A 15,678-nucleotide genomic window follows, 5' to 3' on the forward strand; every position below is an offset into this window, starting at 1 on the left:
CCGAACATTTTATAGACAGTCAGGATTTTGTCTACTCTTCGCGAATGAGGTTTGTTACTTAAAAGTTCCTAATACTATTTTTTGTTACCCATAACTAAAAAAAGATCGAAATCTTCATGTCTCGATCTTTTTTAATATTCGAATTAGCCTTACATTAATTAAACAGGTTCACCAATTGGTCTGCACAAACTCCTTTACCTTGTAATACAGGATTAATAGGGTTTTAAATCAATTTTACGTAGTCCTCCGGCTCCCGTATATTCTGAAATATATAACGTTTTTGTTCTTTTATTTGCTGCTATACCATTAGGATTACTAAAAGATGCTTCTAGTAATAGTCCATCTACTTGCGCAGCTTCTCCATTACCTGCAATTATTTCAATTTTACCATTCATGGTTACTTTATAAACATAATTTACAGCTATCCCAGTAGCAAAAATAACATCGTTAATTACAGTGATATAACCGATACCAAAATTCTGAATAACGATATCAGGAATATTCGCTATTAGTGAAATTTCACCATTTTTATCGATTGAATAGATGTCAGCTGTATAAAAATTTGCCACGATTACATTTCCCTTACTATCTAAATCAATTCCAACTCCTCCTAATAACCTTGGATCGTTCGCATATTCTATCACTTCACCTGTAGCAGAAATTTTATGTACTGTTGGTACAGTATAATTAGAAATATAAAGATTGTCCTGTCTATCAATTGTCATACTACTAGGCCAACCATCAATTGTAGTAATCACTTCTCTTTCTCCTGTAGGTGTAATTTTTAGAACCTGGCCATTAATCGTATTATTTGCATTGTTTACAAATAAATTTCCTTTAGAGTCTTTTGCTGTACCCATAGGACCAGATAAACCTTGTATTGTGTCTAAGATTCTTCCTCTAGCATCTAACTTAAAAACTCGAGTTCCACTGCCACCAGTATCAACGAATCTGCCATACTCTGAAACGTACACATCTCCATTTCTGTCAACAGATACAGCCCCATTCGCTGCAAAATTGCTGACAATTGTTTCTACTTCTAATTTAGTATCAATACCATCTCCATAACAAGAAATTAGTGCTATTAACACACTGCATAAGGAAATCCATTTGAATGTTCTTTTAAAATGTTTCATAATAATAATTTTAAAGTTTCTCCAATATTAATTCCTAATCACATTACAAATCAACGCTTTGGGCACACTAAGACGTTGTTCTCATTTTTATATGTCCACAAATTGTGGATATATAAAAACTATAATGATCAAGGAGAAATATTCATCTCTAAAACCAAAAATTACAGGTGTATGTCTACATATTATTTTTGAAGTTTATTACTATTGTTTAAGTCCCTCTAACTCTACTATGTTTTCACTTGTTAAAAGTTGAAATTTCATATTATTTTCTTCTTCGATAAACTTGAAATAGATCTCATAAGGAAGTGCAAAAAACTCATTGTTCGATTTTGGATATAGTTTTAGCTTAGGAAAAACATCACTTTCCGTGACAAGCGTATTTCCTGATTTATCAAAAGTTATAGAAAACTCTCTATTAGTAAGATATGTACCTGTATATTTTGACAATAACTCATCTTCTATAGCTATCTCTTGGGGTATTTTATTATCCCAATGAAGACCTTCAATAATATCAATCCCATGAGTCATTATTTCTTTTGTAATAGTATTGGTTATACCTGCACCATTATCACTATTGACAAAGACAATGATTCCGTTTTCACTTTTTGGTAATAAAATAAGTGTTGTAACAACACCTGGATCACCTCCATCATGGTTTAAAACCATCTCATCGTTGGGCAACTCATTATAAACAACCCACCCTAAACCTTGATTACGTTTTTTATTTATTGCGGAATGTGGTTTTACCATTTCATCATAAATAGATTTTTTCAGTATTGTTTGATTCATGATGGCTTGACCAAACAATGCCAGATCTTTTACTGTTAGAATCATATCATCTGCTGCATTAATTTTTTCAGTTTTATGGGGCATTTGATGAAGTATCCCTTTACTATTATACCATTTTGCAAATCTTGTGGTATCACTATCGTTAATCCAACCCATAGTAGCATCTTTCATCTTTAGAGGTTTAAAAACAAGAGAGTCAACAATTTTTTCTAAACCAATACCAAATTTACTCTCTACAGCACGTCGTAGATATTCCATTCCTTCTCCAGAATATTGAAATTTTTCTCCAGGTTTAAAATTAAACTGCAACTTTCCATTTTTCTCATCCCATCGCCAATTCTTAAATCCAGTGGTATGACTTAAGCAATGTCTAGTCGTTATCATTCTAGCAAGACTATCTTCTTTAACATCAGGATCTACATAGAACTTATAAAGTGGTTCGTCAAGATCCCAATTCCCTTGTTCTACTAATTTTAGAACCGTAGTGGCTACAACTGGTTTCGTAATACTGGCAATATTGAATAAAGTGTTTTGGGGTGCTTTGATCCCTTTTTGATGTTCTCCATATACTTTTACAAACTCTATTTCGCCCTTGTTTATAATACCAACACCAACCGATAGTGCTTTATATTCTAACAAAAGATTGGGTATAAGTGAATCTAGTTTTACATTATATTTATCTTTACAAGAGGTCATAATAATACCGAGTAGTATGAAAAAGAATAATGTTACTCTCATATTATAGGTTCTTATGGTCATAACTAATAGCACGTTTTACAATCCAAATAGTATCTTTTCTTTCCCATATAGTAATGAATTTAGCCGTCTCTACTTTTTTATCGTCTACATAAAAGTTGTGCGTCCCTTTTTGAAGAGCTCCATAATCTCCTAAAGCGTGAATCGTATGGGAAACTAATCTTCTAGTAACAGAAAAAGGTTTTGAACATTTATCATTAAATGAGGCTAGTTCCTTTTCTAGAGAAGTGTTTAAACCTGACCGATCATCATAAAATTCTATATCCTCTGTCAAAATAGTTTTAAAAACTTCTTTATTGCATCCGTTAAACCCTACCTGAAAAAGTAAACTGTCCATTTTTCTTATTTTAAATTCTAAAGAAGAAATGTCTTTTTGAGCCATTGTTTTTTTGCGAAAAGAGCATGCTAAAAAGCAGCACAAACATTAATAAAAAAGAGTTTTTGATTTTTGATTTCTTCATTGATTTTATTTTTTGATTAATGACTGATTATTCTTATCCACTCTAAAAATAAAGACTTAAATACTGGACATCTTTTTGATATAATTGCTAGGTGTATCTTCTAATATTGTCTTAAAAGCTTTGTTAAAAGTTGATTTAGAATTAAATCCAGAATCAAACGACAATGCTAAAATAGTATGTTGCTCGTGTTCTCCTTTTTGGATCTTAGCGATGAACTCTTGTAACCTATATTTATTGATGTATTCGTAAAAGTTACACTTATGTATTTTATTTAGAAACCACGATAAATCGTTAGAAGATACTTTTAGTTCTGCAGCTAGTTTTCTGAGGGTAAGATTTGGATTCAGATAAACTTTATCAACAATTAACAAATGCTCTAATGAACTAGTAAGTGTTTCGATTTTATCTTTCCCAAGCCTATCTCTGGTTAGATCTTTTTTGGGATAAAAAATAGGTACTCTAAAAATTTCTGGTTGTTTAAAACTATAAAAACCTACAACATACATTATTACAGGAACACATGACCAAACAACGTTGTAATTAAAATATAGGTTATATACACCCATTCCAAAAGTTATGGTAAGATTTAAAAACCAGCAAAACGTTAGAACAGAAAAAACCGATACTAATGCTATGAGATAAAAATATATTTCTTGATGAAAAGATAGAACTCTTTCTTCTGCTAATCGAAATCTTCGTAACAGCATGAAACATTTCAATATATAAATTGTAAATACAGTGATAATAGAAATTTCTACAATAAAATATGGGATTACGAAGAAACCATCGTAGTACATCTCTAACATTTCATTTCTCGATAAACTGAACGTCCACAATACATATATAAAATGTAATCCCGATGGAATAAACTCTACCCACCTTAGAACAGGCTTCTCTTTAGAACTAACTACCATTCGTCTAACGTATAAATACAATAGTGGTCCAAATAAATATATAGAGCTATCCACAACCATTCCTAACCTAGCTAAAAACTCACTTTCCTTAAAAACAAAATAATACAGTCTTCCAATTAGTATAATAGAAGAAATCAATAGAATAATAGACAAAATGAAATTTGCAGAGCGATTCTTATTTGACAAAAATTGCAATGTAATAGCGAGAAAAATGCCTTGACTAATTCCTAAAAACAATATTAAATCTATAATTCCAAATGAATTCATACACAAGGTTAAGAGTTACCTTTCAAATCTAAGAGAATTTAGAAATATAAGCGACCGATTGGGCACAATCATACCGCTTACTACCTCATCAAAAACACAATGGTATATATTATTTTAAAGATGTAACACTCTTTTTACATCACAAATGATTCACATATTGATTAGGTTTCAGATTGTTATGAAGCAATATTAATTCTTCACTTGACAATCTTTTAGCATTTGAAGCTAACACACATTCCAGTAACTGTTCTTCAGTTCGAATACCAATCACTGAAGAAGTTATAGAAATGTTTTCTAATACAAATTGAATAGCCGTTTGGCACATTGATCTATTATCTTTAGATATGTTTTTCACAAGGTCAATGGTCTTTTTTACTTCTGTAGCAGTATAATTTAAATAGTCTGTTGGCGATTTTCCAGCCAATAACCCTTTGGCTATGGATCCTCTTGTCAGTACTCCAATATTATTTTCTTTTAATAAACGTAGACAGGATTCTTCTGGTCTTCTATCTAAGAGGCTGTATTGCATCATTACACTAGAAATATTACTCCGCTTTACATATTCTCTAATCACATTTGGTCGTATAGAAGAGATCCCGTAGTATCTTATTTTTCCTTCTTTTTTTAATATTTCAAACGCATCTATAGTTTCGTCTATAGGGTCGTCAATAGTACCGCCATGTAGTTGATAAAGATCGATATAGTCAGTTTGTAATCTTCTTAAACTTTCTTCAACCGACTTTATGATATATTCCTTACTAGGATTCCAGTCCCAACCCTTACCGTCTTTACGCGGTTGATTCCCAACCTTTGTTCCAATGAGTACCTTATCTCTAAAATCTTTAACTGCATTGCCTAACATTAACTCGTTTTGACCATGTTGATATAAATCAGCAGTATCAAAATAATTAATTCCTTTATCAAAAGCCTGATGGATTAATTTTTCTGTAATATCCAAATCTTCTTGTAAAGACATACATCCAAAAGACACCTCACTAATCTTCAATTCGGAATTACCAAGTTTATGATAGTTCATTTCTTTGATCTTATTAAATTAAATACTGTTAAAAATGATAAAAAGCATCCTCCAGATGTTCAATTCTAGTTCCTAGTTTATTCTTTATAATTGCAACAATATCAAAACGGACTTCTACATCCAGATCATTCTGCACTACATAATGATCAATTGCTTTTACCAATAACTGTATTTGTTTTGGTTTTACAAAATCCTGAGGATCTCCAAATTCGGGAGTGCTTCTGGTTTTTACTTCTACAACTATAATAGTATCTCCTTTTTGGGCAATAATATCAATTTCAGCTTTCAGGTATCTATAATTCGTTTCCAGAATATTATATCCATGTTTCTGTAAAAACGCTACTGCTAATTTTTCACCTTCTTTGCCCAATGTATTGTGCTCTGCCATACTAAATATATTTAAGCGTTACGGAATCCTGACTCATTTCTATAGAAACTTCAGATCCTAGAACTAATGCTCTATTATCTTCTATATGACCCATCGGGAAATCAAAAACCACAGGAAAATCATACCCTTTTACAATATCTAATATAATTTCCTTAGCATTTTTTCCAAAAGAAATATTATTGTCGTGCATTTTGGTCATACCTCCAACAATCAACCCCTTTAATTCATCAAAATATCCATTACGTTTCAGATTCTGTAACATTCTATCAATATGGTATAAATATTCATCTAGGTCTTCGATACAAAGTATTTTACCTTTGGTATCTATAGAAGAGACCGAGCCACATAAAGCATATAAAATCGACAAATTTCCACCAATAAGTGTTCCCTTACAGTTTCCAGATCTATTATTTTTTGAAACTGGAATGACATAATCCTTGGGTTTTCCAAATAAAGCACTCTTTAACGATTTTCTTGAGTCTTCCGTAGCTTTATGAATATCAACAGGCATTGCTGCGTGTATCGTAGCTATATTAAAATTATGAATATGAGTGTGTAATACCGTAATATCAGAATATCCAATAATCCACTTGGGATGTTTTATGAAGATAGAAAAATCCAACAAATCTATTATTCTTACTGTACCATAACCGCCTCGTGCACACCAAATAGCTTTGATTTCGGGATCATCTAGCATCTTCTGAAAATCCAGCCTTCGCTCTTCATCGGTTCCTGCAAATTGATTGTTTTCTAAGCCAATGGTGTCACCAATAACGGGTTCTAAATCCCATTTTTTTAAAATCTCAATGGCTTCATCAATTTCTTTTTTTATAATTTTTCTTGCAGTAGAAACTATAGCTATTTTATCTCCTTTTCTTATAAAATCAGGCTTCAACATTTCTTAAAATTTCATTTTATGATACTAATTAACAAATGTTTTCGTTCTAAACTATTATATTACAGTGAAAATCGTCCCTTAACACTAATAAACCTATTGCCTATGATCTCTGATACTTCTTGTAACTTAGCATCCTTGGACCCCTATGTTCCCACATCCGAGAACCCCTGGAATGTCAGTAAAATTAATCATTTATACCGTCGTGTTGCTTTTGGAGCTACGAAGACTCAAGTAACTGATGCTTTAAACCAAAACGATCCATCAGCATTAGTAGACTCTTTAATTGATGCCGCTATTGCGTTGGCTCCTAATGCTGCTCCGGAATGGGGTTTCTGGAACCGAGATCAATTCGAAGCTGCAGAAGAAGCTAATGAAGATAATGATATCAATTTTTACCAAGATGAAGGTAAAAGACAAATGATATATGATTTCCTTCAAAACGGATTAAGAGACCGATTAACGCTTTTTTGGAGTAATCATTTTGTGACCGAAGATCAAGTATACAGAAGTCCTGCTTATCAATATCAATATTATAATCTTCTTCAGCTACACTCACTTGGTAATTTTAGACAATTTGTATATGATATAGGTATTTCTTCTTCTATGTTGGTTTATCTAAATGGTGACGAAAACACTAGAGATAGACCTAATGAAAATTATGCTCGAGAATTGTATGAGTTATTTACACTTGGAGTGGATAATGGATACAATGAAAACGATATTATCGAAACCGCCAAAGCCATTACAGGTTGGGTAGAGACCAATGATATTCCGTGGGGACCTATAACCTTTAATCCAGCACGGTTTAGTAATGATACTAAAGATATTTTTGGGCAAACTGCTAATTTTGGGTATTACGGTCTTGGCAGTCCAGATGATATAGTTGCTCACCTATTTACGCAAAGACAAACCCTAATTGCCAATTATATCTGTGGTAAATTATACACCTACTTTGTAAGCTCTACTTGTAATGAAGCAATTGTAGCGCAAATGGCACAGACATTTATTGATAATAATTTCGAGATTGCACCTGTACTCCGTCAACTATTTAAAAGTGAACATTTTTTTAACATAGAAGCAATCGGTGCAATTATTAAAAGTCCTATTGATTTATTTGTTTCCTTTTTTAACGAATTACATTTCGAGTCGCCACCTACACTGGATTCGCTAAATTCCTTATTAGGTAGAACCACTACCATAGGACAAGAGGTGCTTAATCCAATTGATGTAGAAGGTTGGCAAGGAAATGAAGACTGGATTAGTCCGGATTATTTAATTGGTAGATGGGAAGGTGTTCAAAACATTCTTAATACTTCTTACTCCCAAAATCAGGCACAATTTAGTCTATTCCTAGATCAATTACCTATCGGAACCTTAGCAGATGGTTTCGTAAATAATACTTTACAAGGCGAACAGGTAAACGTCGTGGTAAAAGCAATTCTAGATTATTTTCTACCTAGAGGATTAGAAGATCAAACGTTGTTTGATGAAGCCTTAGCTATTTTTAAGGAATTTTATCCAGAGAATTATTACGAACCAGATGCAGTAGCTCCTTTTCTTTGGACCTTAGATTTACCGGGAGTTTCCGATCAATTTTATGCGCTACTTAGTCATATCGATGAATTGCCTGAATTCCAACTTAAATAATAAACCTATGTGTGATACGCATCAGCCCAACAATATAAAAGCAACAAAAACAACCTCCAAAGAAGGAGTTTGTAATCCAGACGAACATAAAAAATGGAATCGTAGATCTTTTTTACAAGCGTTAGGACTTGTAGGTGGTGGATCTATGATGTTAGCAAATACTAACCTTACTGTTTCTAGACCTTCACCATTATCCCAAGCCTTAAGTCAGGCTGAAACCGATAACATATTAATTATTTGCAGATTTGGAGGAGGAAATGATGGTTACAATACCATTATTCCTGTAAATCAATACGATATTTATGCAAATGCCAGACCCCTAATTAAAATTCCTCCTAGTGAATTCATAAACTTAGAAGAAAATGAATATGCCATGCCTAAACCCATGAATAAGTTAGAAAACTTATGGGGAGATGGACAGATGAAAGTGGCTCACGGAGTAGGTTATGAAGACCAAACATTATCTCATTTTAGAGGAACTGATATTTGGGCAAATACGAATCTGACTGAAGAAGAGCGATCTGGTTTTATGGGTAGATATTTTCAGAGATTATATCCTAGTTACATAACCGATCCACCACCAAGTCCACCATCTATTCAGATTGGTAGTCTTGGAAATCTAATTTTTAGAGGCCCGGAAAATGATTTCTCATTTGCAATTTCGGACCCTGGGCGATTAGAGCAATATATCGAAAGTCAGGGATACAGCTTAGATCCTGCTCCTGATTGTACCTATGGTGATCGATTAAACTTTATAAGAGAAAGCACCAATGTAACCTACACCTATGCTGAAGCAATTTTTGATGCCTTTAACCGATCCACTGATTTTGGAGGATATTTAGAAGATGATAGTTTCGCGAGACAAATGCGAATTGTTGCTCGTTTAATAAAAGGAAATCTTGGGACTAAAGTTTATATGGTTACGCTTGGGGGATTTGATACTCATAACAATCAAATACAAAGACACCAACAGTTACTAAATTCTTTTTCTGAAGGGATTAGTAATTTTTATGCCGATCTACAAGCTTCTGGATGGGATGATAAAGTATTGACTATGACAATCTCTGAGTTTGGAAGAAGGCTGGTAGAAAATGGTTCTTTAGGAACAGATCACGGTACGGTTGCTCCTATGATGTTTTTTGGAACAGGGCTTAATGGTAACGGCTTCATTGGAGAACACCCTGAACTTCCGACAAACCCATCAGTAGGATATAATGCTGAACAAACAAATGACTTTAGACAAATCTATTCTACTGTAATGAAAGAATGGTTATGTATCCCTGCAGATACAGTAAACCAGGCATTACTTGGTGCAGAGTTTGAATCATTGGATCTAGGATTTACTTGTGGTGGCGTTAGTCCCAATATACCTGGAGATGGAGAAACACTCTCGCATATAGTAACCTATGATGGAGGTCAAACTTTTATTAATATTAATAATCCAGAAACGACTCATGTAGACATTACATTGTTCAATATCATTGGGCAAAAAGTAGCCACATTAAGAAATGAAATGCTTCTGGAAGGAGATCACATTATAGATGTAAAAGAATCTGCCGGAACCAGATTAAGTACTGGTCAATATGTATATAGAATTGAAACTGGAACAGGTGAATTTAGTAGATCACTGATGATTTCCTAGAAAGAAAAAATACTTCTTTTTTTAAAAAGCTCTGGTTATCAATAACCGGAGCTTTTTGTTTTAGCACAAATTCAAAGATTAAACAACAAGCCTCTCTTTTTAAGACAATTATAAGTTATTTTAATACTTTTTAACATTCGAAAAATTATTAAAATAACGAATACTCATTGACCAGCAGCGTATACTAAAAGTACACGTATATTCATTCCCTAAATTCATAAGTTTAAGTCAATTTTGATAGTAAGTAGAAGGGTTCTCTTCTTACAATAAACAAAATCAAAATTTTTCATAATAATGGCTAAATGTTTCTTAATAAGAAACTAATTATCAAATAATTACGTTCCAAAAATTAAACTAATACAATATTCTTAACTAACACAAATTCTTATGATGACAACAAATACTTCGTGTAATGTTGCTTCATTAAATGTCTATTCTCCAACTAATACAAATCCCTGGAATAGACAAAAGATTAATCATTTGTATAGAAGACTTGGTTTTGGCGCTACTCCTGAAATGGTAGACAGCGCTCTTAATCAAAGCCCTTCGAATTTAATTGATAGTCTTATTGATGAAGCTTTGAATCTAAACCCAACTCCAGCACCTGAATGGGGGTATTGGATAAAAGATGACTTTGATGCCACACCAGAAAATCCTTTTTCATATAGAAGGGATTGGAAAAATCAAATGGTAGCAGATATGTTTCAAAATAATCTCCGAGATCGTCTTACCTTATTTTGGAGTAATCATTTTGTAACAGAAGATAACACATATCAAAGTCCTGCTTATATGTTTCAATATTACAATCTACTACAATTTCATTCGTTAGGTAATTTTAAGGACTTTACTTCAGATATAGGACTTTCTTCGGCCATGTTAATTTACTTAAATGGATATCAAAACACAAAAAATAGGCCTAACGAGAATTACGGAAGAGAACTTTATGAACTTTTTACTTTAGGAGTAGACAATGGATATACACAAAATGATATTGTAGAGACTGCAAGAGCATTAACCGGTTGGAATGAAAGAGAACAACGTTGGGGAGCCATCACTTTTGACAATAACAAATTTGATAATGAAAATAAAATAATTTTTGACCAAGAAGGTAACTGGGATTATAATGATGTTATACGGATTTTGTTTGAGCAAAGACCCGCGCAAATTGCAAAATTTATTTGTGGTAAATTCTATCGCTATTTTGTTAGTCCTTCTGTGAATGAAGATATTGTTGATCAACTTGCACAGACTTTTCTGAACAACAACTTCGAAATTGCACCAGTATTAAGACAATTATTTAAAAGTGAACATTTTTTTGACGAAAAGAGTCAAGGTGTACTTATTAAAAGTCCCGTTGATATACAAATCAATTTCTTTAAAGATCTAAATTTCGAATTACCTGCGGATTTTGAATTTAATAACAAAATAAGAGGTGGATGCACAGAATTAGGGCAAGATTTACTTAAACCGACGGATGTAGCAGGTTGGCAAGGAGATAAAGATTGGATTGATTCCAGTACGTTAACCACAAGATGGGATAGAATTGGTTGGTATTTATGGAGATCGTGGAGACATAATGAAGAACAGTTTAGAACACTTGCAATAAACATTATGGGTAGTGATTCTAACGATGTGGAGCTTGTGTCCAAATCTATATTAGATAACTTCCTTTCTAAAGAGTTACTAAGTGACACAGAATATAGTCAGGGATTGGAAATTTTTAAAGATCAGGTTCCTGAAAACTATTTCGAAGATGGTACCTGGAATCTTAATTGGGATGCCGCTCCCAGACAAGTCTATAGACTATTAGAATTTCTTATAACAATTCCCGAATTCCAACTTAAATAGAAAAATCATGTGTGATACTCATTATAAAAACTTCACTCCTAAGCCTGATAGTTGTAATAATCAGGAGCATAAAAAATGGAACAGACGCTCATTTCTACAAGCTTTAGGTATTGTAGGCGGAGGAACTGTAGCGTTTGCGAATACAGCGTTATCCGTATCAAAACCCTCACCTCTATCAGCTGCGCTAAACCAATCAGAAACGGATAGAGTACTTATTATTGTTAGACTTAAAGGAGGTAATGACGGATTAAATACCGTCATTCCAATAAACCAATACGATGCGTATGCTAACGCGCGTCCTAATATAAGAATACGACAAAATCAGTTATTTAATCTTAATGACGATTATGGAATGCCTAATTACGCCAATAAATTCGAGCGATTATGGGGTGATGGTAAAATGAAAATAGTTCATGGTGTTGGATACGAAGAAAGTGCCTTATCGCATTTTACAGGTTCTGACATTTGGGCAACTTCTGATGTAACCGATCAAGAAGAAACCGGCTGGATGGGACGATATTTTGAAAAACTCTATCCTGATTATTTACTAAGTCCTCCAGAACGTCCTGCAGCGATCCAAATTGGAAGCAGCGGTAATCTCATTTTTAATGGAGAGCAAAATAACTTTGCTTTTTCTGTGGCTGATCCTAAGAAACTCTTTGAAATTGCTCAAAACGGATCTCTTTATGATTTAAGTAATCTTCCGGATTGTACACATGGAGAAAAAGTAGGATACCTAAAAGGTGTCGCTAATACTACATTTACCTATGCAGGTGTCATTAATGATGCCTATGAAAGCACATCTGACTTTGGAAATTATCCCGATAATAGATTGTCACAACAATTAAGTGTGGTTTCTAGACTAATAAAGGGTAATTTAGGAACTAAAGTGTATTTTGTGACTCTAGGTGGTTTTGATACTCATAATGATCAGTTAAATAGACAGGAACAGCTTCTTACTCAACTATCAGAAACAATGTCTCATTTTTATGATGATCTTAAAGATGCAGGATGGGATGATAAAGTTGTTGCTATGACTATTTCAGAATTTGGAAGAAGGGTAAAAGAAAATGGATCTCGTGGAACGGATCACGGTACTGCTGCACCGATGATGCTTTTTGGAACTGGATTAGACGGCAATGGTCTTATCGGGGAGCATCCTGATTTATCTAACTTGAATAGAAACGGAAACCTATACAACACTAACGATTTTAGACAAGTCTATGCTTCTATGATGAAAGAATGGTTATGTATAGATGGTAATGTTGTAGATCAAGTTCTTCTAGATCAAGAATATAATGCTCTCGACTTAGGCTTTAATTGCAGTAGTCTTGGCACCGATAACGAAATTCCTGATTTTCAAACCTTCAGTCATACCGTCACTTATACCGGTAGTCAATCTTTTCTTCATATAAATAATGCCCAAGTAGGTCACGTTAATATTGACTTATATAGCATTACTGGGCAAAAAATAGCAACATTAAAAAATGAAATCCTCTTAGAAGGAGAACATGTCATTAATGTAAAAGAAGCAGCTAAGACTAGATTATCTGAAGGCTTTTATGCGTATAGAATAACAAAAGGTAAACAACAATATAGCAAACCGGTAATGATTTTATAACTGGATTCAACATCCTATTTTATGTTAGACAGTATCGGATTAATTTCTGATACTGTTTTTTATTTTTATGTGTAAAAGACCCTCTAATACCTTTAGCAATTGCACATTATTTAAGTTTTACATTAATTAAATAAAGCCTTCTTATTTTATCTCAGTGTTTAGTACCTTTGTGCCTCATTTTTAAAAGCATTATGAACGCACCTAAGAGATATACAATTACATCAGCCTTACCATATACAAACGGACCTATTCATATTGGACATTTAGCAGGAGTTTACGTGCCCGCAGATATCTATTCCAGGTATCTTAGAATCACTGGGAATGATGTAGCATTTATTTGTGGTAGTGATGAGCATGGTGCGGCTATCCCAATGCGTGCAAAAAAAGAAGGAGTTTCTCCTCAGGTAATTATAGATAAGTATCACGCAATCATCAAAAAATCTTTTGAAGACTTCGGAATTACTTTCGATAATTACTCCAGAACCTCTGCCCCTATTCATCACGAAACAGCTTCAGAGTTTTTTAAAAAATTATATGAAGATGGAAAATTTATTGAAGAGACATCAGAACAATTATATGATGCAGAAGCAGATCAGTTTCTTGCAGATAGATTTGTAACTGGTACTTGTCCAAAGTGCGGAAACGAAGAAGCGTATGGTGATCAGTGTGAAAATTGTGGTAGTTCATTAAACGCAACAGATTTAATAAACCCGAAATCGACTATCTCTGGAGCAAAACCAACATTAAAACAAACGAAGCATTGGTTTTTACCATTAGATCAATATGAAGATTTTTTGAGAGAATGGGTATTAGTTGGGCATAAAAAAGATTGGAAAACAAATGTATATGGCCAGATTAAATCATGGGTTGATGATGGATTAAGACCAAGAGCAGTTACTCGTGATTTAGATTGGGGAATTCCTGTTCCTGTAGAAGGTGCAGAAGGAAAAGTATTATATGTTTGGTTTGATGCACCGATTGGATATATTTCATCTACAAAAGAATGGGCAGCCAGAGAAGGAAAAGATTGGGAACCTTATTGGAAAGATAAAGATACAAAGCTTGTACATTTCATTGGAAAAGATAATATCGTATTTCACTGTATTATTTTTCCAAGCATGTTAAAAGCAGAAGGAAGTTATATTTTACCAGAAAATGTGCCTGCTAATGAGTTCTTGAATTTGGAAGGAAATAAACTCTCTACTTCTAAAAACTGGGCTGTTTGGTTACACGAATATTTAGAAGATTTTCCTGATAAACAAGATGTATTAAGATATTCTTTAACAGCTAACGCTCCAGAAACTAAGGATAATGATTTCACTTGGAAGGATTTTCAGGATAGAAATAATAACGAATTAGTAGGTAATTTTGGAAATTTTATCAATCGTATAGTTGTATTGACAAACAAATACTATAATGGTGTAGTTCCTGCTCCAAACGAATTTTCTGAAGTAGATCTACAAACGTTGACTGAATTAAAGGCATACCCAAGTGTTATTAGCAGTTCTATAGAGCGATATCGATTTAGAGAAGGATCTCAGGAGTTGCTAAATGTTTCTAGATTAGGTAACAAATACTTAGCGGACGAAGAGCCTTGGAAATTAATGAAAACCGATCCAGAACGTGTAAAAACTATTATGTATGTTGGTTTACAGGTTGCAGCTGCCTTAGCTACCTTATCAGAACCGTTTTTGCCTTTCACTTCTCAGAAATTAAAAAACATGCTAGCGGTTAACTCCAATGAACTGGAGACGCTTTGGAACGAAATTGCAACTAAAGAAGTATTACTTCCTGCAGGTCATACTATAGAAAAAGCAGAACTATTATTTTCTAAAATTGAAGATGCTGATATCCAAAAGCAATTAGACAAACTAGAGGCTACTAAAAAAACCAACGAAGCTGAAAATAAAATTATCGAACCACAAAAGTACACAGCAACTTTTGAGGATTTTACTAAAATGGACCTAAGAGTAGGAACTATTATAGAAGCAGAGAAAATGCCAAAAGCTAAAAAACTATTAGTGCTTAAAGTAGATACAGGAATTAATGTTAGAACGATCGTTTCAGGTATTGCAGAACATTTTAAACCAGAAGATCTTATTGGTAAAAAGGTAACAGTACTCGTAAATCTAGCTCCTAGAAAATTAAGAGGCGTAGAAAGTGAAGGTATGATCCTTATGACAGAAACTCCCAATGGAAAACTAGTATTTCTGAACCCAGATGAGGATGGAGTGAATCCTGGAGCTGTGATTAGTTAAAATATAGTACAACACTA

At 33.4% G+C, this 15,678-nt stretch carries 12 protein-coding genes; 5 read left to right on the forward strand and 7 right to left on the reverse strand.

Annotation, left to right across the window (positions count from 1 at the left end; genetic code table 11):
* Window positions 1–212 precede the first annotated feature (212 nt).
* The 7 genes from D1818_RS12820 to D1818_RS12850 form a co-directional block, all read right to left on the reverse strand.
* Window positions 213–1,136: a hypothetical protein gene (locus tag D1818_RS12820; protein WP_118459400.1), complete on the reverse strand. Its 924-nt coding sequence runs from the start codon at window positions 1,134–1,136 to the stop codon at window positions 213–215.
* Between the two features lie 201 nt (window positions 1,137–1,337).
* Window positions 1,338–2,684 (reverse strand): serine hydrolase, encoded by a 1,347-nt coding sequence (locus tag D1818_RS12825; protein WP_118459401.1) that lies wholly within the window; start codon window positions 2,682–2,684, stop codon window positions 1,338–1,340.
* Entirely contained in the window at window positions 2,665–3,063 is a 399-nt protein-coding gene (locus D1818_RS12830; RefSeq protein ID WP_118459402.1) for a DUF4440 domain-containing protein, read from the reverse strand. The genes D1818_RS12825 and D1818_RS12830 overlap by 20 nt, the downstream gene beginning before the upstream one ends.
* A 135-nt stretch (window positions 3,064–3,198) precedes the next feature.
* A complete protein-coding gene (locus D1818_RS12835; protein WP_118459403.1) occupies window positions 3,199–4,323 on the reverse strand; it encodes an AraC family transcriptional regulator in 1,125 nt (374 codons plus the stop codon).
* 139 nt (window positions 4,324–4,462) lie between these two features.
* Complete coding sequence (locus D1818_RS12840) at window positions 4,463–5,359, reverse strand: aldo/keto reductase (protein ID WP_118459404.1); 897 nt, start codon at window positions 5,357–5,359, stop codon at window positions 4,463–4,465.
* A gap of 28 nt (window positions 5,360–5,387) precedes the next feature.
* Window positions 5,388–5,747, reverse strand: coding sequence for a YraN family protein (locus D1818_RS12845; RefSeq protein WP_118459405.1), 360 nt, complete (start codon window positions 5,745–5,747; stop codon window positions 5,388–5,390).
* Window position 5,748: 1 nt separating this feature from the next.
* Window positions 5,749–6,645: an LD-carboxypeptidase gene (locus D1818_RS12850; protein WP_118459406.1), complete on the reverse strand. Its 897-nt coding sequence runs from the start codon at window positions 6,643–6,645 to the stop codon at window positions 5,749–5,751.
* A gap of 102 nt (window positions 6,646–6,747) precedes the next feature.
* On the opposite strand from D1818_RS12850, the gene D1818_RS12855 reads away from it, so the two are divergent.
* From D1818_RS12855 to metG, 5 genes are all read left to right on the forward strand, one after another.
* Window positions 6,748–8,292, forward strand: coding sequence for a DUF1800 family protein (locus D1818_RS12855; protein WP_162897280.1), 1,545 nt, complete (start codon window positions 6,748–6,750; stop codon window positions 8,290–8,292).
* Window positions 8,293–8,299: 7 nt separating this feature from the next.
* Window positions 8,300–9,934, forward strand: coding sequence for a DUF1501 domain-containing protein (locus D1818_RS12860; RefSeq protein WP_118459408.1), 1,635 nt, complete (start codon window positions 8,300–8,302; stop codon window positions 9,932–9,934).
* Window positions 9,935–10,321: 387 nt separating this feature from the next.
* The gene (locus D1818_RS12865) at window positions 10,322–11,782 is read left to right on the forward strand and encodes a DUF1800 family protein (RefSeq protein ID WP_233558598.1); all 1,461 of its coding nucleotides are present in this window, start codon (window positions 10,322–10,324) and stop codon (window positions 11,780–11,782) included.
* Between the two features lie 7 nt (window positions 11,783–11,789).
* Window positions 11,790–13,403, forward strand: a complete 1,614-nt coding sequence (locus tag D1818_RS12870; protein WP_118459410.1) for a DUF1501 domain-containing protein — start codon at window positions 11,790–11,792, stop codon at window positions 13,401–13,403.
* A gap of 191 nt (window positions 13,404–13,594) precedes the next feature.
* The gene (metG, locus tag D1818_RS12875) at window positions 13,595–15,661 is read left to right on the forward strand and encodes a methionine--tRNA ligase (RefSeq protein WP_118459411.1); all 2,067 of its coding nucleotides are present in this window, start codon (window positions 13,595–13,597) and stop codon (window positions 15,659–15,661) included.
* Window positions 15,662–15,678 lie beyond the last annotated feature (17 nt).

The organism is Aquimarina sp. BL5 (genome assembly GCF_003443675.1).
GTDB lineage: Bacteria > Bacteroidota > Bacteroidia > Flavobacteriales > Flavobacteriaceae > Aquimarina.